The sequence below is a fragment of the Paenibacillus sp. EB106-04-04-XG159 genome (genome assembly GCF_058791835.1).
The window spans coordinates 283327-308146 of record NZ_JBYTDY010000001.1 but is presented as its reverse complement, the minus strand read 5'-3'; the positions used below and the strand labels follow the sequence as shown (position 1 = coordinate 308146).

At 48.3% G+C, this 24820-nt stretch carries 21 protein-coding genes and 1 riboswitch; of the genes, 9 read left to right on the top strand and 12 right to left on the bottom strand.

Annotation, left to right across the window (positions count from 1 at the left end):
- Window positions 1-58: 58 nt before the first annotated feature.
- Window positions 59-1330: an MFS transporter gene (locus AC3WTP_RS01390; protein WP_492392787.1), complete on the bottom strand. Its 1272-nt coding sequence runs from the start codon at window positions 1328-1330 to the stop codon at window positions 59-61.
- A 240-nt stretch (window positions 1331-1570) separates the two neighbouring features.
- On the opposite strand from AC3WTP_RS01390, the gene AC3WTP_RS01385 reads away from it, so the two are divergent.
- Complete coding sequence (locus AC3WTP_RS01385; RefSeq protein WP_492392786.1) at window positions 1571-2914, top strand: Na+/H+ antiporter family protein; 1344 nt, start codon at window positions 1571-1573, stop codon at window positions 2912-2914.
- Between the two features lie 166 nt (window positions 2915-3080).
- Window positions 3081-3962: an SPL family radical SAM protein gene (locus AC3WTP_RS01380; RefSeq protein ID WP_492392785.1), complete on the top strand. Its 882-nt coding sequence runs from the start codon at window positions 3081-3083 to the stop codon at window positions 3960-3962.
- Window positions 3963-4072: 110 nt separating this feature from the next.
- Here AC3WTP_RS01380 and AC3WTP_RS01375 read toward each other — a convergent pair whose 3' ends face one another.
- From AC3WTP_RS01375 to AC3WTP_RS01345, 7 genes are all read right to left on the bottom strand, one after another.
- Window positions 4073-5068: a hypothetical protein gene (locus tag AC3WTP_RS01375; RefSeq protein WP_492392784.1), complete on the bottom strand. Its 996-nt coding sequence runs from the start codon at window positions 5066-5068 to the stop codon at window positions 4073-4075.
- Between the two features lie 360 nt (window positions 5069-5428).
- The gene (locus AC3WTP_RS01370) at window positions 5429-6232 is read right to left on the bottom strand and encodes an ABC transporter ATP-binding protein (RefSeq protein ID WP_492392957.1); all 804 of its coding nucleotides are present in this window, start codon (window positions 6230-6232) and stop codon (window positions 5429-5431) included.
- Between the two features lie 54 nt (window positions 6233-6286).
- Entirely contained in the window at window positions 6287-7063 is a 777-nt protein-coding gene (locus tag AC3WTP_RS01365) for an ABC transporter permease (protein WP_492392783.1), read from the bottom strand.
- Window positions 7060-7353, bottom strand: a complete 294-nt coding sequence (locus AC3WTP_RS01360) for a thiamine-binding protein (RefSeq protein ID WP_492392782.1) — start codon at window positions 7351-7353, stop codon at window positions 7060-7062. The genes AC3WTP_RS01365 and AC3WTP_RS01360 overlap by 4 nt, the downstream gene beginning before the upstream one ends.
- A gap of 31 nt (window positions 7354-7384) precedes the next feature.
- Window positions 7385-8434 (bottom strand): ABC transporter substrate-binding protein, encoded by a 1050-nt coding sequence (locus tag AC3WTP_RS01355; RefSeq protein WP_492392781.1) that lies wholly within the window; start codon window positions 8432-8434, stop codon window positions 7385-7387.
- A 364-nt stretch (window positions 8435-8798) separates the two neighbouring features.
- A riboswitch (TPP riboswitch) is annotated at window positions 8799-8911 on the bottom strand.
- A 155-nt stretch (window positions 8912-9066) separates the two neighbouring features.
- Window positions 9067-9753, bottom strand: coding sequence for a queuosine precursor transporter (locus AC3WTP_RS01350; RefSeq protein ID WP_492392780.1), 687 nt, complete (start codon window positions 9751-9753; stop codon window positions 9067-9069).
- A 116-nt stretch (window positions 9754-9869) separates the two neighbouring features.
- On the bottom strand, window positions 9870-10412 hold the full coding sequence (locus AC3WTP_RS01345) for a PadR family transcriptional regulator (protein WP_492392779.1): 543 nt from the start codon (window positions 10410-10412) through the stop codon (window positions 9870-9872).
- Window positions 10413-10784: 372 nt separating this feature from the next.
- On the opposite strand from AC3WTP_RS01345, the gene AC3WTP_RS01340 reads away from it, so the two are divergent.
- The 7 genes from AC3WTP_RS01340 (at window position 10785) to AC3WTP_RS01310 (ending at window position 17995) form a co-directional block, all read left to right on the top strand.
- Window positions 10785-11633, top strand: a complete 849-nt coding sequence (locus tag AC3WTP_RS01340) for an FMN-binding protein (protein ID WP_492392778.1) — start codon at window positions 10785-10787, stop codon at window positions 11631-11633.
- Between the two features lie 185 nt (window positions 11634-11818).
- Window positions 11819-13693: an FAD-dependent oxidoreductase gene (locus tag AC3WTP_RS01335; protein ID WP_492392777.1), complete on the top strand. Its 1875-nt coding sequence runs from the start codon at window positions 11819-11821 to the stop codon at window positions 13691-13693.
- 118 nt (window positions 13694-13811) lie between these two features.
- A complete protein-coding gene (locus AC3WTP_RS01330; RefSeq protein ID WP_492392776.1) occupies window positions 13812-14291 on the top strand; it encodes an adenylate kinase and related kinase in 480 nt (159 codons plus the stop codon).
- On the top strand, window positions 14278-15273 hold the full coding sequence (locus tag AC3WTP_RS01325; protein ID WP_492392775.1) for a polyprenyl synthetase family protein: 996 nt from the start codon (window positions 14278-14280) through the stop codon (window positions 15271-15273). The genes AC3WTP_RS01330 and AC3WTP_RS01325 overlap by 14 nt, the downstream gene beginning before the upstream one ends.
- A 176-nt stretch (window positions 15274-15449) precedes the next feature.
- Window positions 15450-15980: an ADP-heptose synthase gene (locus AC3WTP_RS01320; RefSeq protein WP_492392774.1), complete on the top strand. Its 531-nt coding sequence runs from the start codon at window positions 15450-15452 to the stop codon at window positions 15978-15980.
- 248 nt (window positions 15981-16228) lie between these two features.
- Window positions 16229-17674, top strand: coding sequence for a cardiolipin synthase (gene cls, locus AC3WTP_RS01315; protein ID WP_492392773.1), 1446 nt, complete (start codon window positions 16229-16231; stop codon window positions 17672-17674).
- A 138-nt stretch (window positions 17675-17812) separates the two neighbouring features.
- A complete protein-coding gene (locus AC3WTP_RS01310) occupies window positions 17813-17995 on the top strand; it encodes a hypothetical protein (RefSeq protein ID WP_492392772.1) in 183 nt (60 codons plus the stop codon).
- A gap of 1605 nt (window positions 17996-19600) precedes the next feature.
- Here AC3WTP_RS01310 and AC3WTP_RS01305 read toward each other — a convergent pair.
- The 4 genes from AC3WTP_RS01305 to AC3WTP_RS01290 form a co-directional block, all read right to left on the bottom strand.
- Window positions 19601-20473 (bottom strand): UbiA-like polyprenyltransferase, encoded by an 873-nt coding sequence (locus tag AC3WTP_RS01305; RefSeq protein WP_492392771.1) that lies wholly within the window; start codon window positions 20471-20473, stop codon window positions 19601-19603.
- Window positions 20474-20480: 7 nt separating this feature from the next.
- Window positions 20481-21782 (bottom strand): aspartate aminotransferase family protein, encoded by a 1302-nt coding sequence (locus AC3WTP_RS01300; protein WP_492392770.1) that lies wholly within the window; start codon window positions 21780-21782, stop codon window positions 20481-20483.
- A 109-nt stretch (window positions 21783-21891) separates the two neighbouring features.
- A complete protein-coding gene (locus AC3WTP_RS01295; RefSeq protein ID WP_492392769.1) occupies window positions 21892-23874 on the bottom strand; it encodes a peptidase U32 family protein in 1983 nt (660 codons plus the stop codon).
- A gap of 145 nt (window positions 23875-24019) precedes the next feature.
- Window positions 24020-24817 (bottom strand): energy-coupling factor transporter transmembrane component T family protein, encoded by a 798-nt coding sequence (locus tag AC3WTP_RS01290; protein WP_492392956.1) that lies wholly within the window; start codon window positions 24815-24817, stop codon window positions 24020-24022.
- Between the last annotated feature and the right edge of the window lie 3 nt (window positions 24818-24820).

The window sequence follows — 24820 nt, the reverse complement described above, 5'->3', positions numbered from 1 at the left end:
AAGTCAATGGTCTTCTACTCACTTCGTCCTCCTCAGATAGACAGAAATCGTTCGATGCCTACTCCGCACCTACTGCCTGTTTCGCTTCAATCGGTACATCTTTATTGCCCATTCGCAGCAACGGAATAATTATAAGGAGACCTAGCAAGAAGAATGCAGATGCAACCTCGTACAGCACTGCAAGTGAAGATGCCTCCTTAATAATGCCCGATATAGACATCGATACAACCATAGCTCCTATAAACATCGGATTCAGTATTCCATTTACCCGCCCGATGAACGAGGACTCTGTATTCTTCAATATCAAGGTGTTGATCCCAATCTGAAGACTCGGCATAACCAAGCCATTTAAAAATTGAGCAATCAAAATAATCCACAGCTTGTCGGAGAAGGCCACTACCAGCATGGTCATACAACTCATTATCATTCCTAGTGCAAGCATGTGTTGTGGCGGAAGCTTACGCGACAGAATCATAGCAATACCACCGCCAATCAGCATAGCGACTCCATTTACCATCAATAGCACGCTCAGATAAGATTTATCCAATAACAGCCTTTCTGTAACAAGAAATATTCCCATCGGTTGGATGAGGCCGACTGCCAAGCCCGCCATCGCAAAACAGCCGCCAAGCGGCTTAAGAAGCTTGCTCTGCATGACATATCGAAATCCAGCGGCCAACTCTTTACGTACCGTTGATTCCGTAGTCTTTCTCTCCGATTGAGCTGGATCTGCAGGAAGCAAGCGAAGAGCTACTGCTGATAAGAGGAAGGCAATTCCCGTTATGACGAGAGACGTCGTTATGCCATACAACTGAAATAAGAGTGTACCGATCCCAGGGCCGATCAACATAAACAAGGCACCCATCGTCTGAAAGATGGACATACTCGCTTGCAGCATATCTTCCGGCACATGCTGTTTAAACAGCTTCATGGCTGAAGGTTGAGAGAACTGTGAGAGGATAGCTGAAATAAAAGTCGTAAAGAACACGGCTTGCCATGACCCCAGCATGATCGTAAAGAGTACCGCAAATACGGATAGCGCACTGAGTACCTCACACCAGATCATAGTAAGCCTTGGACGCCAGCGATCGGCGAACGTTCCGCCGATGAAGGAGAACACAAATATCGGTGCGAACTCCGCGACATAGACCATGGACACAGCATAAGAGTTACCCTTCGTCATTTCCGTTACATAAAGCAGCACAGCAAAGTTGCGAATCCAGATGCCAAGATGCATAAATAAACCAGAAAGCATAATTGCTTGCACAAAGCGATTGCGGAACAAACTAAAGACGGAAGCCTTTCCGCTAGTTGAAGTATTTGCGTTCATCCTTGCTCTCCTCTCCCATTATAGAGCTTTGTATATCTACTCATAATTTCCAGTTTACATACATTGTAGAAGCTAAACATCCGTCTGCAGCATGGTTTATTGGAAATATTTTGTGTTGTGGCGGCTGTTTTCAATAAAGTTACATTGTCTTACATATATTTCACGTTGTTTTGGTAAAGCGTTAATGTTTTAATTAGATATTATAGTAAAACATTTCGAACTAGTTAGGGTGACATTCAGATGAGCGCAGTATTACTATCGTTAGCCGCACTATTTATATTGAGTTTATGCCGTGTTCAAGTTGTATTTTCGATGCTGGCTGCAACCTTAGTCGCCGGATTGATCGCTGGGCTGGGCCTCACGCATACCATAGATACATTTACCGGAGGAATTACAGACAACGCCTCTATAGCACTCAGCTATGCTCTGCTGGGCGCATATGCCGCTGGATTAACCGAAACCGGGCTGCCAGAACGATTCGTTCAAGGTGTTGTCAAGCTAGTCGGGGGCAAACAAGCCTCCGTCAAGGCGAATGCGGCTTCCCGTATTGGTCTGCTGCTTGCGATTGCAGGCATTGCATCGCTCTCACAAAATGCGATACCTGTTCACATCGCTTTTATTCCAGTGCTGATCCCGCCGTTATTGCAGCTGTTCAACATGATGCATATCGACCGCCGCGCGGTGGCCAGCGCTTTAACCTTTGGCTTGATCACGCCCTACATGCTGCTGCCTGTCGGCTTCGGCTCTATCTTTCACGAGACGGTAGCCAGCAACATCACACAGAACGGGCTGCCCGTGGATGCATCCATTCTGCCTAAGGCGATGCTTCTGCCCGCGCTCGGCATGTTAACTGGGCTATTGATCTCGATCCTATTCACCTATCGGAAGGCGAGAACATACAAGGAGCTGCCGTATACGTCGTCGGCAGTTTCCGATAACCGCGCGGATGACGCGCGGGAAGTCCCTCCCGCCCGGATGACATGGACCGGGCTGCTCTCGATCGCAGCCATGCTTGCCCTGCAGCTTGGCACAGGCTCAATGATTTACGGCGCGGCAGCAGGTCTCGCTGTCCTGCTGCTCGGCCGCATCATGCCGCTCCAACGCGCGGAGCGCGTCTTCACCAGCGGCATGCGTCAGATGGCGTACATCGGCTTCGTGATGATGTCCGCCGCAGGATATGCCGCCGTGCTGCGCGCGACTGGCGGCATCGAGTCGCTCGTCCAGGCCTGTGTCGGCCTGGTTGGCGACAACCGCGCCTTAGCGGCGATACTCATGCTCGCGATCGGGCTGCTCGTCACGCTCGGCATCGGCTCGTCGTTCTCGACGATTCCGATCATCGCGACCGTGTTCGTGCCGCTCAGCCTCGAGCTTGGCTTCAGCACGCTCGCGACCGTGGCGCTGATCGGTACGGCCGCGGCGCTCGGCGACGCCGGGTCGCCGGCGTCAGACAGCACGCTCGGTCCGACCTCAGGTCTTGCGGTCGACGGCCAGCACGACCATATATGGGACACTTGCGTGCCGACCTTCCTGCACTACAACGTCCCGCTCCTTATCTTCGGCTTCATCGCGGCGATGGTGTTGTAGCCTCGCAGGCACGTATACAGAGCCCCAAGTCATTCATGTTGACTTGGGGCTCTTTGCTTGCCGCACCCTATATAAGAGATGTGCGGCCCGTGATAAATATGACACATAGCTGTCAAGTTGCATGTGGCATAATGTTGTTATGCTTCGTCACAAGGGGGTGTTCAGGATGGAATTCATACCTGCGAAATCAATGATTACGAAGACGAAAAGTTCAGAATGGTTTAGCACAGACTACACGATGAACATCTATAGAGGGTGCAACCACGGGTGCATCTATTGCGACAGCCGCAGCGATTGCTATGGGATTGACAATTTTGATACCGTAAGAGCGAAGGAGAACGCCCCTGAACTCGTTAAAGATAATCTGAAACGGAAACGCAATACCGGTGTGGTCGGGACAGGCTCGATGTCTGACCCGTATAATCCGTTTGAAAAGAAGCATCGGCTAACTCGACAAGCGCTGGAGTATCTGGATCGGTATCAATTTGGAGTGGCGATTGCGACGAAGAGCGACCTCATTACGAGAGATATCGATGTTCTTCAACGTATACAGGAGCATTCTCCCGTTATCGTGAAGGTAACGATCACGACTGTCGATGATGAGCTCTGTAGGAAGATCGAGCCGCATGTGGCCGTCTCCTCCAAGAGATTTGCCGCCATCAAGCAGATGGCTGACCAAGGAATCTTTGCAGGCATACTGTTGATGCCCGTGCTGCCATTTCTCGAGGACAATGCGGAGAACATTCAAGGGATCATCACTCGCGCCGCAGAGCATGGAGCTAGATTCATATACCCCGCATTCGGCATGACGCTACGAAACAATCAGCGGGATTGGTACTATAACAAGCTGGACGAGAAATTTCCGGGACTCAAATATAAGTACATTCAGCAATATGGCAACTCGTATGAATGCTCATCTCCTCGTGCGAAGGAGCTGTGGAAGTTATTTTCTGGCGAATGTGACCGACTTGGCATTCTGTACCGCATGCAGGATATAGTCGATGCCTATAAGCACGGTTACGGAGATCGGCAGCTTACGTTGTTCTAAATGAGCCATGTTCGTAGATTGATCGAGATATGCAAGAAAGGCTGCACCGAAGTCATGGAATGTGACTTAGCGCAGCCATTTTACTTTTTAACGCTATTTATTGTTAATGATTACTTCAGTACTCCATCCGCCTTCATCTCAGCAAGCAGCTTCTCCGCAAGCTCGAGGTAGTTATCCCACGCCGTGTTGCGAGTTGTATATCCGCTCTTGCCATAATCACCGGAATCCTCGATTGCAGGAAGACCTGTCAGATCAAGCATGTCCTGCGTTTCGAGCACTTTCTTCTTCAGCTCATCCATCTGAACGTTGAAGCCGATGCGGGAAGGCTCATCGTAGTCCACGCTCTCGTACTTGGACTGTCTATAGAATTGCTTAAGCTTCGGATCTTCAATATCGTCCGGGGAATCGGCGAAGATCTCGTCATAGCGAAGATCGATAATCTTGCCATCCTTCACAACAACCTGCAAACGGCCAGTCAAGCCGCCGCCAAGCTCCTCAGCGATACCGTAGTATTTCTCACCGCTTACTTGCTCGAGAGATGGAGCGAGCTTCTCAGCGAGCGGCACCATCGATTGATTGATGCTGTTGGACGCGCCGGATACGGTGTCGAATTCACCCGTTAGTCGCTGCTCGGTAAGCATTTGCTCCTCCGCCTTCAGAACTCCTTGAATCCATGCTGCGCCTTTCGCTTCACCCATCGTGAAGTTGTAAGCGGACCAACGCTTGGACACATTCTGATAGTAGCGATTATAATAGTTAGGACGAGTTATTTCATTGAATTCCACATGAACGAGCTCATCGCCGTTCTTCACAGCTTCCAAGGTCCCGAGGTGGCCCTGTCTGAAACGTTCTTCGATCTTATAGTAATCGCCCTTTATGAGTCCTAGCTTAGGTTGTGCGGTCCATTCGAGATCTGTAGTCTTTACTTGTCCCGCCGAAGCACTAGAAGTGGAATCTGGTTTATCATTCGCATTTGCATTACTGGTTGTTTCTGTTTGGCTCGGCTCCGCTTGAGCCGCGTCTTTCGTACTGGAGCAGCCCATCAGGGATAGTGCCATCATAGCAGAGATCACGAGCAGACAAAGCTTCGTACGTGTTGATTTCATTCACATGTTGTCTCCTTTGAATGTATAGTCGTTGTGAGTGCTGCTTCAATACCTACTCTTCATATTTGTCATAACTTGATGTCATATCAAAAATTGAATAGTTAAAAAAACAGTATAATAAATGTATCCTATGTTACCAGAATTTTATGTGATTTTATTCACGTAGCATAGAGTGTTGCAGCTTTCTTCTATTAGAAAGACCTTAAAAGTAAAAAGCTCTGCAACGTACACAGCAATAGTAGCTGCCCTCTCGCCATCTGCATGATCTCGCTTGAGATCGTTGGATGACCTGTAAGGCAGCTCCTTCGTTTATAAAGCTTATGCAAGTGTTATAGATGCAAGAGGCATCTGCCCTGCGCCCTAGCGCAACAGCTCGCCTATGCGCTGCTTCAGCTCGCTGAATGCGGGCTCGAGCGTCAGATCCTGCCGCCGCGGACGCGCGAACGGCACCACAACGCGCTCGAGCACCCGCGCTGGCCGAGCTGTCAGGACGTATACGACGTCCGACAGCAGCAGCGCTTCCTCGATGCTGTGCGTGACGAACAGCACCGAGCGGCGGTGCTTCTCCCACTGCGCGAGCAACCAGCCCTGCATCTCGCCGCGTGTCAGCGCGTCGAGCGCGCTGAACGGCTCGTCGAGCAGCATCAGCTCCTGCGGGCTGAGCAGCGCCCGCAAGAAAGCTGCACGCTGCTGCATCCCGCCGGACAGCGTGTGCGGATAGGCCTTCTCGTAGCCTTGAAGGCCGACATTGGCGAGCCACGCCTGTGCCTCTTGGCGCAGCTCCTTCTTGCTGCGGCCGGTCAATTCCTGCGCCAGGATGACATTGTCCTCCACCGTGCGCCACGGAAATAGTGCCGGCTGCTGCGGCATATAGCTCACGTGACCCGTCTGACCGATGACGGAGTCACCGTGAATGCGAATATCGCCTGCGGTCGGCTTCACCAGCCCGCCGACGAGGTGAAACAGCGTGCTCTTCCCCGAACCAGACGGTCCGATGATGGATACGAACTGCCCCTGCTCCACTCGCAGGGACAGTCCATCCAGCACCGGCACCTGCTCCTTCGCTCCCGCGAAAGACATACATACATCTATTACTTCAAGCGCGGCCACACCGCTGGAAGAACCCCCGGCTTGCTCAGGAGCTCGCCCTCCTGCGGAATGCAGCCCATTCGCGCTCAGCTGTCCATTTGCTGTTGACGTGCTCATCTGCGTCACCTCCTACTCCTCTGCCTGCTCTGAGCGCTGCGCCTGCCAGTGGATGACACGGCGTTCTACAACTTGCACGATCGAGAATAACGTTATGCTCATGACGACCACGATTAATATCGCAACAAACATGCGATCTGTACGATAGGCCGCCTTCTGCAAGGTCATATAGTAGCCAATCCCTTTATCCGTGCCAAGCCACTCCGCCACAATGGAACTCATCACGCTGTATGTAGCAGCTATTTTTAGACCAGAGAAGAGAGAAGGCAGCGCTGACGGAAGCTCCAGCTTCCAGAACAGCTGTGACCGAGTTGCTCCAGCCATTCGCATGTAGCGAAGCATCGTGCGGTCGGTCTGCATGAGGCCATCCATCGTCGCGATCGTGATAGGAAAGAAGCAGACGAGCGTAATGACGACGATCTTCGGAAGCATGCCGAACCCGAACCAGATCATCAAGAGCGGCAGCAGCGCTATGGTAGGCACGTTCTGGCTCACGATGATGAGCGGATACAGCGCGCGCTTGACGAGTGGAAACGGATGAAGAAGCATCGCTACCAATAAACCGAATAGTGAGCCGATCACAAACCCAATCAATGTCAGCTGCAGCGTGGCCCAAGTGTGACGCAGTAAGGATGGAGCGTTAATCCAAGCTTCACGCGCAACATCAATGGGACTCGGGAGAATGTATTTCTCTACATCAAACACCATTACTCCAAGCTGCCACAACACAAGAAGAAGCAGGACCGCCACAATGGGCGGCCCCGCTTGCGACCAACGGCGTCTGGTCATGGCCGATGCTTCTCCGTTAACTCATTCATCGTAATACCGCTAGGCTTATAACAAACCTTGATCTGCGAAATAACGCTGCCGCAGCCCATCTCGATCATGGCTTCATTCATCTGTGCAATAACGCCAAGCAATTCGTTCATGTCGCCTTCCATTGTCGTTTCAAGCGGGTTCACTTGATACGCTACACCCGAAGCCTTAATGATCTCAATCGCGCGATCGACATAAGGTATCGAATTCTCACCGTTCGGTGTTTTCGGAATAATCTGAATGCTCACTAAGCTATTTGCCATTTTAGTCTCTCCCTTATTCGATAATATCGATTTATGATTGCGGCAGATAATCGTTCGTAAATGCTTTGTCTACATCAATTGTCTGCTCCATCAGCTTGTTTTCAGTCATCCAGTTCGTATAGTTTTCCCATACTTCCCGCTTCTGCTCGCCCCAGCGCGGAGCATCGTCCTTATACTTCGGACTCAGCCACTTCTGGCTCGCATGGACTAACTCTTTATCGAGATCCGGAACGGCCTTAAGAAGCAGGTCAGCCGCTTCCTCCGGATGATCGATCGCGAATTCATAGCCCTTCGACACAGCCGCCATGAACGACTTGATTAGCTCTGGATCTTCCTTGATCGTCTTCTCGTTCGTTATGATTACAGGCGTGTAGTAATCCAATTTGTCGGAAAATTGATTCACATAGATCATGTCGACCGGCTCGTTGCGAAGCTCCGCCTCGATTCCTGTCCACGCGTAGAAGATCCACGCGAAGTCAATATCCTTCTTCACAGCCGTAAAATAATCCGCATTGCCTATGCTTACATTTTTCACTTTATCGAAGTCCGCGCCTTCAGTCTGCATGATTGAACGAATAATAGCTTGCTCTACAGGCGATCCCCAGCCGCCGTAAGTCTTGCCTTCAAAGTCCTTCGGTGACTTAATGTTCTTCGACTTCGGCGCAGCGAATCCGGACGTATTATGCTGAATGATAGCCGCTATCGATACGATCGGTACATTCTGCGATCTAGCTTGCGTGACATTCTCTTGGACGCTTATGCCAAATGGGATCTCCCCGCTCGCAACCATCTGATCCGCACCGCCACCGCCGGGCTGAATAATCTCAACCTCAAGCCCCTGCTCTTTAAAATAGCCGTTCTCCTGCGCGACAAAGATCCCTGTGTGATTCGTGTTTGGCGTCCAATCGAGCACCATCTGAACCTTGCGCAGCTCATTTCCTTCCTTCGCTGCATCCTTGTTGCCTTCCGTGGTGCCTTCTGTTGTCCCATTCCCGCCACAGCCTGTTAGCGCCGTTGTGATCATCATCATGACAATGAGCAGCAAAGCGCTCTTCCTTAAAGCATGTCTTGTCTGTTTCATAGCCGATACCCCTCCAACTTTTCTGTATATGCTTCCCTGCTTATTGTGCAGAGCGCATTAGTAACCATTTCCGACGAACGAGGTTGAAGTTCGCACTTATCGACCGCAATGCTGTAAGCCCGGTTGTATGTCTTGTTTATATCGCACAAAAAAAGCGCCCCTGTAAGGGCGCTTAACCGTAGCGTATGTTCATGGAGAGTACTGCTTGCCTATACCGGGAACCCGGCAACCCGCTCATCACACACAATCCGTCAAACCGCCTCATCTACGCACAATCACTGTGCATATAGCAAGCCGTTAACGACTAAGATAATAGTTATGAATTCGCCTCATCTATACAGAATTCGGCACGGGATGTATGGCAAGCACACATATCACGTCTTTCCTACGCTGGCATTACCCAGATCAGGTGAAGGGTCGGTATCTTATTGGGATACAATCTCAGCCGGCCAAATCCCAGCTCCCCTAGCGTGCTATTCAATTGTTCATCGGTAAACTTGGTTCTTGTGTCATTATAGTATCGGTTTTAAGGAAAGTCCAGTAATTTCAAATTTAACATAATCAAATAGGGTAATTAATGCCTGTAATTAATGCCGCTATATATTAATGTACGTACTTACATCATCGAATTATCAGAACTTTTCTTCATTAACCGTGAAGCTGCGCGCCAGATACAAGAATGGTGTGGAGGCTACGGATATGATTAATTTAATCAGATAGGTAGTAATGAAGATCTCAAACCACACATCCCATTCATACACACCCATGAAGGCAATCGAGCAGAATACGAACGAATCGGCTAACTGGCTCAGCCCTGTACTCGCATTGCTTCGAATCCACAGTTGATTCTTCTTGCCGTACTTCGCCTTGATAACACTGAACAGCCTAACGTCAAGGAATTGACTGACGAAGTAAGCACTCAAGCTTCCGGCTACGATCTGCGGCATGATCCCGAAGATCGTTTGCAGCGATTCTTGAGCTAAGTCGCTCTCATGCGGCGTGAACTGCAGAACCATCTGCATAATAACGGTCGTCATAATTAACGTGAAGAAGCCGAACCATACCGCACGCTTCGCTTCCTTTGGACCGTATCTCTCATTCAATAGGTCTGTAGTTAAGAACAAGGAAGCGTTGGCCGTATTCCCTAAGGTCATTACGATGCCAAACATCTCAATGTTCTTGGTTACTTGAATATTGGCTAATACCGTCATTACCCCAATCCATGCATACAGACCAAACTTGCCGAATATGCGGTAACAAGCCAAGAAGAACGCAAAGTTCACTAACACGAACAGTACGCCCCATATCGCATTATACATAATTTGATGCTCCCCTTTAGTTTTGATAACGCGGGATGGTTACGAACCGCGGAGCCTGCTGCGACTGCAGGCACAATCTAAATATTCTAGCACAGGGAGATCATAATGCCAATCGCTTAATCCCAGTAATCAACCGGATGATTATCCGTTTTCATATAGCTGATGCTCTGTTCCAACACTTCAACCTGCGCGCGATAATCTTTAATCCCGAATTGCATGGAGATCACTCGAGGTTTGGACAGCTGGTGCTTGAGGTTCTCGTATATGTCTTCAAGCTGAGACAGATACTTCTTGCGCAGCTCAACAGCTTCTTCAAGGTGGGAAACAAGCCGCTCATCATCCGTATATTTGCCGAAGAACAGCCTTGCTAGTATATCTGATCGAATAATATCACTCTGTACAGGAGAATTCATATAGTTCATAAAGTGTTCCCTGCCGGATTCCGTTATCGAATAGATATTCTTATTGGGCTTGCCTTCCTGGACTATTAATTCCTTTATAATGTAACCTAATTTTTCTAGCTGCTTCAGTGTAGGATACACCGAACCGTAACTTGCATCAAAGAAATGGTTCAGACTTATTTCATACTCCTGCTTAATATCGTATCCAGACTTCGGTCCTTGCATGAGCAGTCCGAGAACTACGTCTTTGGCTTGCATATTCACACCTCAATTGTCTGTTTGTTGATTTCTAGTGGTTTAAGCGAAAAATAAGCGATGCTTTACCGACACACTACGACGATACCCAGGTATGTTTCGATTCGAATTGACATTAATGAATATATGTAAATACGTTCATTATATATAATGGTCTCACTATATAAAACCCTATATTTACCATAACTTTTAGTTATTTAAAATTTGACATTTCTGCAAACAATGATTACGAAATAAAGGATCCGTATCATTTTCCTACTCATATACACTTGAATCTTTGTGAAAAAATGATACAATAAACTTTGCAACGAGTTAGATAAAATTTTCACAAAGTACTTTTTAAAAAGATCAAAGAGGAGAAGGTGGAGGTACGTCATGAAAAAGAAACTTGCGATTCTGCTTACAGCAGTTATGGCATTTGGTATCTTGGTCGGATGCGGTGCGAAAGAAGAAACACCTAACACAGGAGCAAATACAGAAAAAACAGGCACCGAGCAAGCTGCCTTGAAAGACGGCAACTACTATGCACAAGCTGAGCCAGACGACAAAGGCTGGATGTACATGATTCAGCTCGATGTTAAAGGCGGCAAGATCGAAAACGTAAACTTTGACGCTGCTAACGTTAAAACAGCTGGCGATACTAAGAAGAAATTGTCCCAAGATGGAAAATACGGCATGAAAGCTGGCGGCGCTTCTTCCGAGTGGCACGAGCAAGCTGAATTGCTGGAAAAAGCATTGGTCGAGAAGCAAGATGTTAAAGCAATCACGCTTAACGCTGAAGGCAAGACAGATGCAGTATCCGGCGTATCCATCAGTGCTAACAACTTCGTAGAATTGGCTGACAAAGCTCTTACTGCTGGTCCAGTAGAAAAAGGTCAATACAAAGACGGTGCATACCATGCGGAAGCTCCTCAATTCGAAGAGAAATCCGGTTGGAAATCCATTGTTGATATCACTGTATTCAACGGTAAAATTGTAGCTGCTAACTGGGATGCTATCCACAAAGATGGCGGCGACACTAAGAAAGCTCAATCCATTGCTGGCACTTACGGCATGAACTGGCATGAGCAAGCTTCCAAGATGGAAGCAGACCTTATTGAGAAGCAAGATCCTGCAGCAATAGTTATGAAAGAAGACGGCACACAAGACGCGATCTCTGGCGTATCTATCCACGTAAATGATTTCGTTAACCTGTCCAAAGAGGCATTGGCTAACGCTAAATAAATGTTGATGCAATAATGATTTGAACAACGGAAGCTCCGCTTACTCACTAATAGGTCGATGACACTTACTCTTATGTTCATCGCCACTCATTGGGTGGCGGAGCTGCCTTCTTGATTGCACATCCATGCGCAATCAAGCCGATACTATACATTTACCAACCAATATCTCAGGGGTGACTGAAGAATATGAAAAAGATCGTTGTATTGGGCGGTGGCTATGGCGGCGTCCTGACGGCGAAAAAGTTGGCTAAACGTCTTAACAACAATAAAGATGTTAGTATCCAACTGATCGATCGCCATCCTTACCACACAATGATGACTGAACTTCACGAAGTGGCAGCATGCCGTGTTGAAGAAGAAGCTATCAAAATGGATCTTAAGCAAATCTTTGCAGGTCGAAAAGTTGATGTTGTATTGGACGACATCGCTAACATCGACTTTGATGGTCAGAAATTAACAGGTAAGAACAAATCCTATGATTACGACTACCTCGTAATCGGTACTGGCTGTAAGCCAACATTCTTCGGTATCCCAGGTGCTGAAGAACATTCGATGACATTATGGTCCTTCGACGATGCCGTGAAATTGAAGCGTCAAATTCGCGACATGTTTACGAAGGCTTCCAAAGAAACAAATGCTGAGCTTCGCAAAAAAATGCTTACTTTCGTCGTTGTCGGCGCTGGCTTCACTGGCGTTGAGCTTATCGGTGAGATCGCTGAGTATCGCGAAGAGCTCTGCCACGAGTTCCACATCGAACCGTCTGAAGTTCGCTTGGTTGTTGCAGATATGGCACCGAAGATCCTTCCGATCTTGCCTGAAAAGCTGATTAAGAAAGCCGAAAAATATTTGCGCAAAATGAACGTTGAAATGATCACTAGCGCGAAGATCACCGGCGTTACGGAAGATTCCGTATTGCTCGGCGACAAAGGCGAGCTTAAAGCTGACACTGTTGTGTGGACAGCAGGCGTTGAAGGTTCTGACCTTGTCGGCAACCTTGACGTTCAACAAAATGGACGCAAGCGTATCGTTACTAACGATAAACTGCAATCCGTTGACCATGAGAATGTATATGTTGTCGGCGACAACATCTTCTACATTCCAGAAGGCGAAGAGCGTCCAGTACCTCAAATGGTTGAGAACGCTGAGCACTCCGCTGGAACAATTGCACACAACATCACTGCTGATATCAAGGGCGGCCAGAAGAAGTCGTACAAACCGACTTTCCACGGCACTATGGTATGTATCGGCGGCCGTTACGGCGTAGCTTCTGTCGGTATGCCAGGCAAAATGTTCAACTGCTCTGGATTCCTAGCTATGTTCTTCAAGCACATGATTAACTTCGTGTACTTCTTGCAAGTACTCGGTTTCCATAAGATCTGGTCTTATAAGATCCATGAGTTCTTCCGAGTTAAGAACAACCGCAGCTTCGTAGGCGGACACTTGGCAATGCGCTCACCTAACATCTGGCTAGTACCGCTTCGTATCTTTATTGGTGTAAAATGGTTGCTTGAAGGTCTCAATAAGATTGGCAAAGTTATCGCTGACCCTAACAATATCTTCTTGATTCCTCCTAAAGCGGTTGATGGTGTAACTGCAGCGACACAAGCTATTGGCGAAGTTAAAGATACTGTTGACGCAAGCTCTGCAGCATCGTCCGTAGAAGGCGCTGCTACTGCAGTTCAAGCGTTGCCTGTTCCTGACTTTATCGAAAAGATCATGAGCTGGTCCATGGATACATTCTTCTATACAGCTGATGGTGGCTATACAGTTCTTGCTACGATCTTCCAAACATGTATGGTACTCGCGGAAATCGCATTCGGCGTAATGCTTATTATCGGTCTGTTCACGGCTGTTGCATCGATCGGGACAATTGCGATGGGCGGAATGATCTACATGTCCGGTATGGCTCCTTATGAAATGCTCTGGTACGTCTTCGGCGCAATCGCGCTTATCGGCGGAGCTGGAAGCACACTTGGCCTGGACTACTACTTGTACCCTCGCCTGAAGCGCGTATACAAAAAGATACCGTTCGTAAAAAAATGGTACCTTTACACCGACTAATCCGTATATAGAATAGATTGCATTCAATAAAAGTAAAGTAATGTGTACATCCTACACATTACTTTACTTGTTTATATTAACTACATCTTGATTAGACCACGAGAAGCGGGGTGTTCCCTTGAATCGGCAACTCTTGCTGGAGACGCAGCATCTTCTAGAGCAGCAACTACCGAAAGACGCAGCTATCCGTCTTAGTATGACGCACATACAACCGGAGCTCGCTGCAATGGCGGATATCTTAACTGCATATGAGACGGAACAGCGCGACCAGTGCGTCCTCTTGGGCTGTTACTGGCTGCTGCTGCAGGCGCTGCGAACGCATGAACAGTTGCCGTCAGACCCGCAGGCCGCAGCTCGTGCCGTGTTGGATGGCGATTTCCTCCAGAGCTTCTATCTGCAGTTCGCCTTGCGTCATCAATTTCTCGATCTTGTCACAGATCTGGCCTCGACCATGAAAGAGATTCAGATCCGCCGTGCTGAAAAAACAAGATGCAATGACTTGCTGTATCAACGATTCGTTGGCTTCGTGACGGAGCAATATTCAAGACGGCATATTCCACCACAACGATTCAAGCAGGTGACTTATGACGTTATCTAGCCTTTCCTTAGCCGAACACCTGCACATATCTATGCAGCGAATTAATCGAGATCTTGAGCGTATGGTGACTCATGATACCTCATTAAGCTCACGTTCCATTGTTACGAAAAATGTGTTGGAATTAATTCGTTCCGGCGGCAAGCGTCTGCGCCCTATTATGGTGATCGTGGGCAGCCGTTTCGGCAATAGCCCCGAGAATAACGACGTATTCAGGCTGGCTGCTGCATGCGAATTTATTCATGCTGCTTCACTCATTCACGATGATATCCTCGATCAAGCGGATACTAGACGCGGACAGCCCGCACTGCATCGAAAGACAGATACGCAGACAGCTGTTTATATCGGCAATTATATGATGTGCCGTGTCGTAGAGCTGTTAACGAAGCAAAAAAATGATCTGGAGTCGTACATCGATAAGCTGGCTGTCATCACGACAACACAGCTGTGCATCGGCGAATACCAGCAGATGGAACAGCGTTATGACTTCTCTATCACGTTAGATCGCTATTGGGAGAAGACGTGCAACAAAACAGCTATGTTGATGGCTACATGCCTTCAACTCGGAGCAGAGGCAAGCAACGCTGAACCTCAAGTAGCTAAGCTGCTTTACCAATTCGGAGAACAATTAGGCATGGCCTTTCAGATACGTGATGATATATTGGACTATGAACAATCATCTGATCAACTTGGTAAGCCCGCTGGAGCGGATCTCCGCAATGGCCAGGTTACACTCCCTGCCATGCTAGCCATGGATGACCCAGCGATACATAGTCACTTAAGCAAGCTTAACAGCGATTCTTCACCTGAAGCATTCGATGAAGCGGTAGCCCTTATCCGCAACAGCGGGGCATTGGCTCGCGCGCTTGACATCAGCCACGAATTTATGCAGCGTGCTTGGACGATAAGCGAGCAGTTATCGAGCTATCCTGCACATCGCGATCTGCAAACCCTGTGGCACTATTTTGAAGAACGCACTTATTAATAGATAGGACGCCATATGTCGAAGATCGAGTCTATCCACGCGGTGGGCTCTTTTTCGTACTGCCCTTTTTCATGAAGATCGATAACGTTTGTACCGTTTACTCTTTCTTGCGAAGGGGCAAGGTGTTATTATGTACATGTATAACAGCATCTTTGAAGGAAGAAGGAGGATTGACCGTGCAGCCTCGTCGGTTTGTAATTGAAGCGGTGATGTTAGCCGTATACGGTCACCTGCTCGTACCGAAGCACCCGGTGGAATTTCTCATCCCCTATTCCACCATTATGGAATTGTACGAGATGAGACAGAGCGAAGATCGGGTGATGCCAGATCCAGAAGAGGATCAGTTTGCGAAACAGCAGATCGAAGCGCTGATCCGATTTTTCGAGAACGAGTTGAACCAGAAGAAGCTAGACCGAGCTATAAGCGTCCCTTGGCGCAACAGCGCTCCCTTATTGCTGCAGGACAATGTTTCCTGCATCGTCGTGAACGCACTAGACAATATGCGTTACGGGGAAGCCTTTGACCCGATTGAGACGGAGCTTGTTATGACGTCCATGCGTGAGCAAGCACCGCTTCTGACAGATCAATTAGAGTATGTCGCGCGTATCATCGAGCACGAGATTCCGGTGCCCATTTACGATATCGAAGATTTCGAATATGCGTTGGAGCAGGAACCACACCAACAAGATTGGAACACGAACACATAGTGTCATTTGCACGATGATTCGACCTGAGAGCAGCCGCTAAAGGCGTCCCTTTAGCGGCTTTTAACTAGTTATTTGACGAGCACAATCCAACTCAAGCTTCTCGACAGCTCCTCCAGCACATGCGCTGCTCTTGAGCAGCTTTTTGCTTATATTCAATATTCCATGCACCTCATGATAAGTCTAGTATAATAACCAAACATCCTACTTCACGAGTGACAAAAAATTAACGCTATAAAGGAGACGGCTACGTGCAGTACTGGGATATCATATCGAATTGGCTCATTGTATTTAACTTTATATTTGCGTTAGTTGTTGTCTTTCTAGAACGGCGCAATGCTGCGGTAACTTGGGCGTGGCTGATGCTGCTCTTATTCATTCCCATATTCGGGTTTATTTTTTACATCTTGCTAGGCCAGAATCTAGCCCGCCATAAAGTATATAAGATCAAGCCAAGTGCCATGAGATTGGCCCAAGAAGGATTGAACAAGCAGATCAGCTTGCTTAAGTCCGATGAGTTCCAATACCGGCGGCCTGAGGTGAAGAAGTACGAGCATCTCATCTATATGAATCTGATCAACTGCTTCGCCCCGCTGTCCCAAGATAACGACGTCCGCATCATTACGGATGGGCGCGAGAAGATGGATCTGCTTATTGAGCAGATTCGCAAGGCGAAGAACCATGTTCATTTGCTCTATTATAAAGTGGCCTCTGATGAGACCGGTCGCGAGCTTATTGCCGCATTAACCGATAAGGCCCGAGAAGGCTTGGTTGTTCGGCTGCTATACGACGACATCGGATCGCCCAAGCTTGAGAAGAAGGCACTGCAGGACCTGATTGCAGCAGGTGGAGAAGTACATAGCTTCTTCCCTTCACGAATTCGTTTTCTTAATCTTCGCGTCAACTATCGCAACCATCGCAAGATTGCTGTCATTGACGGCGAGGTAGGCTTTGTCGGCGGGTTCAACATCGGTAATGAATATTTGGGTCTGGACCCCGCAATCGGGTTCTGGCGAGATACGCATCTGATGCTTAAGGGCGAAGCTGTCCACCGACTGCAGTTGCAGTTCCTGCTGGATTGGTCGATTGCGGCGAACGAGCACCCTGCATACGATAAGACTTACTTTCCAGACATTCAATCACAAGGCAGCACCGCAGTACAGATCGTATCCGGAGGCCCAGACTCCGACAAGCAGCAGATTAAGAACGGTCTGATCAAGCTCATCTTTGAGGCTAAGCATCGAATATATCTGCAGACTCCTTATCTTGTACCGGATGACAGTGTGCTGAATGCCTTGAAGGTGGCCATACAATCTGGTATAGATGTTCATATTATGATACCGCTGAAAGGTGACAGCAAACTCGTACAGTGGGCGTCCAATGCCTATTTGGCGGAGCTCCTGCGTGAAGGAGCAAAATGCTACTTTTACGAAAAAGGCTTCCTTCATTCGAAAGTGATCGTTGTCGATAATCAAGCTGCTTCCGTCGGTACAGCCAATATGGATCATCGCAGCTTTGAGCTCAATTTTGAAGTCAACGCCTTTTTGTACGATGAGGAATTCGCAACACAGCTGGCATGTATATTTGAACAGGATATGCTCGACAGCCGGCTTATCAATTGGCATCAATACCAGAAGCGAAGCCTCTTTAACCGCTTTATGGAATCCGTCGCGCGGTTGATGTCTCCAATCTTGTAGCTTAACTAGCTGGTCGCTCTCAGACTTGAACATGCTGGATGCAGAGTTATGTGTTAGGTTGTATTGCCCATTTGGCAAACACATGTTAGTCTGTTAGTGTATAAATCTAGCGCATTATAAATAGGGCAGGTGGAACCAATGTCAGAATCCAATGAGCCGAAAAAAGTTAGTCAAGCCGATGCGATGAAAGAAATGCTCGCTAAGAAGAAACAACAACAAGAGGCCCAAAAAGGCGGCTTTAATGCTAACAACACAAAGAAGCTGGTAACCCAAAACAACAAAAAGCCAAACAACCAACGTCGCCGCACTGGCGGATCGTAGTTGTATAGCTGCAGAGCTAATCCTAATGTTAAGATTAGCTCTGGAGATCATGAATTGCACATGACTAAGATACTCAAGGGAGCTGGTCCGATAACGGACCAGCTTCTTTCATATGGGTGGAGGATGCTGATCGCACAATGTATCTGTCTCCAAGTCCCTCTTGGTATTACCCCCTTCAGTCAGATCGCCAAATATCAAATGCTCTCACTTGATCCTAGTCCCCTGCGCTTACCGCATCTGAGTGTTATCCCCTCCAGTCAGAATCACATATCTGTTCTGTGCATCCCCTGCAATTCAGATATCAATGATTCATCAACACTGTGTATCCATCTTCAAGCGCCTTCGGGTACTCTCCCCTTCAGTCAGGTCATCGCGCACCTACAGCTATTGAGCCATTGCTAAGTACCCTTCGAAGCCAAGGGGAGAGTACCGTGACGCTCTCCTGAGGAGATATACACCTCACGAGCGATTCTCCGCCTACCATCCATACAGGGACTCCAACACATTCTGTTACACCATTAGCACGCTTTATGTATTTACAAACACCTCGTGGCATTATCCCCAGCAGCCAGGTCCTCACGTACCAGCAGCCATTGAGCTATTGCTCAATACCCTTCTGAGCCAAAGGGAGAGTACCGTGACGCTCTCCTGAGGGGACATGCACCACACACAAGCGATTCTCCGTATATCATCCATTCAAGGGCTCAGACACATTCTGTTACCCCCATGAGCACGCTTCATGAATTTACAAACACCTCGTGGCATTATCCCCTTCAATCAGAATCACATATCTGTGCCGTGCATCCTCTGCAATTCAGATTCCACTGATTCATCAGCACAATGTATCAATCTCCAAGCGCTTTTGGGTATTATCCCCCTCAATTAGGTCAACGCGCACTAGCGGCCATTAAGCCATCGCTCGATACCCTTCTGAGCCAAGGGGAGAGTACCGTGACGCTCTCTAGAGGGGATATACACCCACACACAAGTGATTCTCCGTCTTTCATCCAACAGGGGCTCAGACACATTCTGTTACCCCCATAAGCACGCTTCATTTATTTACAAACACCTCGTGGCATTATCCCCTTCAATCAGGTCATCGCGCACCAGCAGCTATTGAGCCATTTCTCAGTGCCCTTCTGAGCCAAGGGGAGAGTACCATGACGCTATCCTGAGGGGATATACACCTCACACACAAGTGATTCTCCGCCTACCATCAACTAAGCGCTCAGACACATTCTGTTACCCCATAAGCACGCTTCATGTACTTACAAACACCTCGTGGCATTATCCCCTTCAATCAGAATCACATATCTGTGCTGTGCATCCCCTGCAATTCAAATTTCACTGATTCATCAGCACAATGTATCTATCTCCAGGCGCCTTTGGGTATTATCCCCATCAATCAGGTCATCGCGCACCAACAGCTATTGAACCATTTCTCAGTACCCTTCTGAGCCAAGGGGAGAGTACCGTGACGCTCTCCTGAAGGGACATACTCTGGTCGGTGCGTATTTGCAGCTATTGCACTGTACGAAAACACGAAAAGACGGCTGCCTATCCACTAGTCGTTAGTAGACAAAGCAACCGTCTTGTTCGAATATTTTATCCTATAAAGTAATCCGCCATTGTAAACAACAAGATAACCATGCTGATCACTTGATTTAGGTTGTAAGAAGCAACATTCATCCGTTTGCGGCTGGATGGCTTGATGATGTTGTGCTCAACCGCCAGAAGCACTGTCGCTATGGTGATCCCTGCCAGGTAGATCCATCCCAGATCCTGAAGGAAGAACAATGAAAACAGCAGCAGAACCATAATGGCGTGAAAGCTTCGCGAGATAAACAATGCATCATCCAATCCGAATACACGCGGGACGCTCCATAACCCTGTCTTTTGGTCAAAATCGATATCCTGGGTGGCGTAGATGATATCGAAGCCGCCAATCCACAACATAACGATAGTGCCGAGTACAAATGGCGTAAAAGCGAACTCGCCTGTAACGGCGAACCATGCGCCGATTGGAGCTGAGGCGATGGTGAAGCCGAGATATAGGTGGCAGAGCCACGTAAAGCGCTTCGTATACGAGTACGAGCAGATCAGCACGATGGCCACCGGCGATAGCACGAGGCAGAGCGTGTTTAACATGCCTGCCGCTAAAATGAAGATCGCAAAGTTAATGATAACGAACGCGACCACTTCACGCTCCTGCAGCAGCTTGCGCGGCATATGCCGATGAGCTGTGCGCGGATTCGCGGCGTCGAATTGACGGTCGACGAGGCGATTAAATGCATTCGCACCGTTGCGCGCAGCAACCAGCGCGATTAATGACCAGAGCAGCACATAGCCTGAAGGAATGCCCTCTGCCGCCCACACCATCGCAATGATCGCGAATGGAAGTGAAAATAACGTATGCGAAAACATAACCAGCTCGCCGAACATTCGAGTCTTATGAACAACTTTATGAATCATCTCCATAACGTGATCAGAACTCCTCTGCTTTGCATTCTGCCAGCACTTCATCCAGCGCAATCAGCATCGATTCCACATCCTGAGCAGGCATTATGATCGGAGGCTGGAAAGCTAGCACATTGCGACCGATTCCATTCTTGCCGATAATATAGCCGCGATCCTTCATCTTCTCCAACACAGCATCCGTCAAGGCAGCGCTCGCTTGGTCATCCATACCGCTCAGCTCCGCACCGCACATTAGATTTTTGCCGCGCACATCTGTTATGTACGGATGCTTCGCTTGAAGGGCATACAGCCCATTCAGCAACCGTCCACCGACTCGTTCCGCGCGTTCAATGAGCTGCTCCTGCTCGATATAGTCGAGCACAGCCATAGCGGTTACCGCTGAGACCGGATTGCCGCCAAATGTCGAGGCAGACGCGCGATTGAAGCTCGCTGCAATCTCATCTGTCGTTGCGAATGCCGCAACCGGCACACCATTGCCGAGCGCCTTGGCCATCGATATGATGTCTGGCACGACGTCGAAGTGTTCCATAGCGAACATTTTACCCGTGCGACCGAAGCCTGTCTGAATCTCATCTGCAATCAACAGCACACCATGCTGCTCCAGCAATGTCTTCACTTCACGGAAATACCAGTCAGGCGGTGTAATCATGCCGCCATTGCCTTGGATCGGCTCGACGATCATAGCCGCGATGGTATCCCCCTTCTCAGCAAGAACCTCGCGAAGAGCATCGACAGATCGATGCGCTGCTGTATCAAGGTCCAACTCTGGATCGTATGGACGAGGGATGAAAGTAACTCCCGGATCTAAGTAATCATCCGCGCGCCACATCGGAATGCCCGTTACTCCCATCGTGAGGAAGGTACGGCCATGAAGCCCATATTCAAGCGCGATAAAGTCGCGCTTCTTCGTATGCAATCGCGCGAGAAGCATCGCGCCTTCATTGGCCTCTGAGCCGCTGTTGCAGAAGAAGGTGCGTTTTAAATTGCCTGGAAGCACCCCGTTGGCGAGCCGTTCAGCCAGATCAACCATCGGCTGTGTCAAATAAATCGTCGTCGTATGCTGAAGCGTCTGCAGCTGCTCAATCGTCTTAGCCGTAATCTGCTCATTGCAATGGCCGCACGCCACGACTGAAACACCAGCAAAGAAATCAACATACTCATTTCCCTGCTCATCGTACAGATGCTGCATCTTACCGCGCACAATCTGCGGCGGATTCTTATAAAAATGATGGGTACATGGAAAGAAATACTGTTTGCGCTTAGCCAGCACTCCTTCTGGTCCGATATACGATTGCTGTTCGTTGCTCACATTCATCCACCCCTGCAAAAGTTTAGTTTACCCTCTATCTAGCTTTGTCTTACCGCAAGAAACGGCAGACTCATGGTCTGCCGCCCCACAGGAGAGTATCAGCAGCTGCCTAAGCTTCCACCAACTCTAATTTAAGCGCATTGCCGAAATGCAGTGAACCGAGCGTGTAGCCTGCATACACAGGGTTCATCTCTTCGAAGAGCTGCTCGCACTGTGTTAGATCGGATACAGCTTTCTTATACGTGCTCACGATCTGTCCAAGCTGTTCTGGTGTATAGGTCTTGCCCTCGATGCGGAAATAATCAGCGCCTGCTTCATGCAGTTCCTTTAACAAAGGCAAATAGCACAATTCTTTCGATAATGCCAAATGGTTTCGGCTGCTCCAATCGCGATATACTGGATTCTCGCCTTTGTCCGTCATAAGTACAAGATATTGATTATCAACATATTTATTATCTTCTTGTCCGATGGGATCCATAACTGCTGTGTTTTCGTATAGATCAAGCTCAAGATACATGACGATCGGCGATCCATGTACTATAACTTCAACTGGTGCCGGCGCACTGTTCAACAGCTTCACCATGTCATTCAACGGAAGCTCAAGCGAAGCATGAACCCGCTGCATATTGAAATGGTTGCGGTACAGCTCGGCAGACATGTGGTTGAATACGTTTAGATTGAACTCCGCTACCATTGGCAATGGTACATGACGGAACTTATGCATCGCACCGATATTCGTCACGAGCAAGCCATCCAGACCATAGTAATTGTGCTTCTCGCCTTCGTTAAGGAGTTGGCTGTATTGCTCCATATGAAGCTCCGTCATCATGCGCGGCATGCCCAGCACGATCTGTGCTGCGCCCTTCTCAGCTGTCAGTTGCTCGATCTCCTGACGTGTGAATGGTCTGCTTGGCTGGAATACATCGCCTGTCAGATAGATAACATCTGCGCCTGCCGACAGTGCTGCGCGCGCTTGCTTAATGTCATTAACATGAACGCTGATCTTAGGCGTTGCAGAAGCTCTAGCCGCTGTCCGCTTGCTGCTCGCAAACGTATCGCGAACTTGCTCCATCCGCTCGTCCTTTATTTCACGTTCCGCAGTCGGTGTACTGAATACTTTGCCCGTGCTGTAGAACTTGCCTGTTCCTTCATAACGGCGGTTGATATAGTCTAGACCTGGCTTGCCGAAAGCATACCCCGTGCTGAAATCACGCTTACGATTCTCATACAGCGTATCCGCATCTTCCTTGCGGTTATAACCAATTGGGTCCGTAATATAACGATCTATCGCGTCGCCATAGCTGTTGACCAAAGAACGAAGGAAATCGACCTCGCGCATCCGACCCTCAATCTTGAAGGACGTAATACCGGACTTGATCAGCTCTGGAATATGCTCGTACATATACATATCCTTTGCAGCCAGCGGATACTCGGTAGGATAGATATGGCCATCCTTCTTAACGCGATAATCCCAGCGGCACGGCTTCATGCATCGACCACGGTTAGCGGAGTTGCCGAAGAGCATCGAACTGATCAAGCAGTTGCCGCCATGAACTGTGCACATGTCACCATGAACAAAATATTCGAATTCTATCCCAGTCTTGGATTGAAGCAATTCAGCTGTATGAAGGTCCATTTCTCGGGATGCCACAACACGTGTCACTCCCATGTTCTTCAGGGCTTCGATCATATCGTAGTTGTGGACATTCATCATGACAGATGAATGGACTGGAATGTTCGTTAAGTTCATTTCTTGAATGAGTGGAAATACAGCCATATCCTGCGCGATGATGGCATCCGGTCCAACTTCATTTAAGAAGGTGAGGTACCGCTTCGCTTCATCCAGATCATCATCATTCATCAGATTGTTTACGGTAACATAAGCACGTTTGCCGCGTTCATGCGCATGCTTTACAGCTTCGCGCACCTCGTCATAGCTCAAGTTATATCCTTTGCGCATCATCCGCATATTTAGAGAAGGTCCACCGAAGTACACTGCATCGCAATTCATATCAATTACTTCTTTGAATATGTCAAATGTTCCGGCAGGAGCCAACAGTTCAACTTCTTTACCGTTAAAAAATCTGGCCATAGTCGTTCCTCCTTACCAACCTGGGTAAATTATCTAAAAATTAATCTATCGCTATTATAGCACCATTACAGCCCCATTGTGACGCAATTCACAAATCGTTCGATCTAAAGCGATTTCATAAGCAGATTTCATTAAAATAATATCGCTACAGCACTGTCGCTGTGATAATCATCACAATAAATAAAGAAACGAATAAACTATCAGGCATTTTCCATTCCAGCTTGCGCAATGAGGTACGTTTCGCATCTAGAACATATCCGCGCGATTCCATAGCCATAACGAGATCTTCTGCACGTCGAAATGAACCTACAATGACAGGTACGAGCAAAGTGACAAGGAGTTTGCCTTTCTCGCGAAAGGTCAGATCCTCATAATCGGCACCCCGTGATGCTTGTGCCTTCATGATCTTATCCGCCTCCTCAAATATGGTCGGAATGAATCGCAGGGCTACGGATATCATCATCGTCCATTGCTGAGAGGACACGCCAAAAAATCGAAGCGGAGCCAGTACAAATTCAAGTCCAAGGTTTAATTCCACTGGTGTTGTGGTAAACGTAAGAATGGACGTAAAGGAGACCAATAGCAGCATGCGCCATACCGCGTACACACCGAGAATTATGCCTTGAGTAAATAATTGGAAGGCACCAATGCTTAGCCATGCTTGACCGCCGCCTTCAAAGAATACGTAGAATAAGAACATGAATAGCATAAGCGGCCAGAGCGGCCTGGACGCTCTCCAATATCGCTTCAATGGAATACGAGACGTTGCTAAGATTGCGATAGCAATTGCGGAAATGATCGTCAATTCCACAGCGCTGTTTGCCAATATAACAGCAATAAGAAAGAGGAGCATACTTATTAATTTGGCTCTTGGATCGAGCCGATGAACCCATGACTCAGCCGCCACGTACCGACCCATGATCATTCTGGATTGCATCTGCATCAA

What these genes read in the sequence shown, in the direction of transcription:
- AC3WTP_RS01290 (WP_492392956.1), bottom strand. Translation starts at nt 24,817, where the DNA reads ATGCAGATGCAATCCAGAATGATCATGGGTCGGTACGTGGCGGCTGAG.
- AC3WTP_RS01390 (WP_492392787.1), bottom strand. Translation starts at nt 1,330, where the DNA reads ATGAACGCAAATACTTCAACTAGCGGAAAGGCTTCCGTCTTTAGTTTG.
- AC3WTP_RS01305 (WP_492392771.1), bottom strand. Translation starts at nt 20,473, where the DNA reads ATGGAGATGATTCATAAAGTTGTTCATAAGACTCGAATGTTCGGCGAG.
- AC3WTP_RS01350 (WP_492392780.1), bottom strand. Translation starts at nt 9,753, where the DNA reads ATGTATAATGCGATATGGGGCGTACTGTTCGTGTTAGTGAACTTTGCG.
- AC3WTP_RS01365 (WP_492392783.1), bottom strand. Translation starts at nt 7,063, where the DNA reads ATGACCAGACGCCGTTGGTCGCAAGCGGGGCCGCCCATTGTGGCGGTC.
- AC3WTP_RS01345 (WP_492392779.1), bottom strand. Translation starts at nt 10,412, where the DNA reads ATGCAAGCCAAAGACGTAGTTCTCGGACTGCTCATGCAAGGACCGAAG.
- AC3WTP_RS01295 (WP_492392769.1), bottom strand. Translation starts at nt 23,874, where the DNA reads ATGGCCAGATTTTTTAACGGTAAAGAAGTTGAACTGTTGGCTCCTGCC.
- AC3WTP_RS01380 (WP_492392785.1), top strand. Translation starts at nt 3,081, where the DNA reads ATGGAATTCATACCTGCGAAATCAATGATTACGAAGACGAAAAGTTCA.
- AC3WTP_RS01310 (WP_492392772.1), top strand. Translation starts at nt 17,813, where the DNA reads ATGTCAGAATCCAATGAGCCGAAAAAAGTTAGTCAAGCCGATGCGATG.
- AC3WTP_RS01385 (WP_492392786.1), top strand. Translation starts at nt 1,571, where the DNA reads ATGAGCGCAGTATTACTATCGTTAGCCGCACTATTTATATTGAGTTTA.
- AC3WTP_RS01375 (WP_492392784.1), bottom strand. Translation starts at nt 5,068, where the DNA reads ATGAAATCAACACGTACGAAGCTTTGTCTGCTCGTGATCTCTGCTATG.
- AC3WTP_RS01360 (WP_492392782.1), bottom strand. Translation starts at nt 7,353, where the DNA reads ATGGCAAATAGCTTAGTGAGCATTCAGATTATTCCGAAAACACCGAAC.
- AC3WTP_RS01355 (WP_492392781.1), bottom strand. Translation starts at nt 8,434, where the DNA reads ATGAAACAGACAAGACATGCTTTAAGGAAGAGCGCTTTGCTGCTCATT.
- AC3WTP_RS01335 (WP_492392777.1), top strand. Translation starts at nt 11,819, where the DNA reads ATGAAAAAGATCGTTGTATTGGGCGGTGGCTATGGCGGCGTCCTGACG.
- AC3WTP_RS01325 (WP_492392775.1), top strand. Translation starts at nt 14,278, where the DNA reads ATGACGTTATCTAGCCTTTCCTTAGCCGAACACCTGCACATATCTATG.
- AC3WTP_RS01340 (WP_492392778.1), top strand. Translation starts at nt 10,785, where the DNA reads ATGAAAAAGAAACTTGCGATTCTGCTTACAGCAGTTATGGCATTTGGT.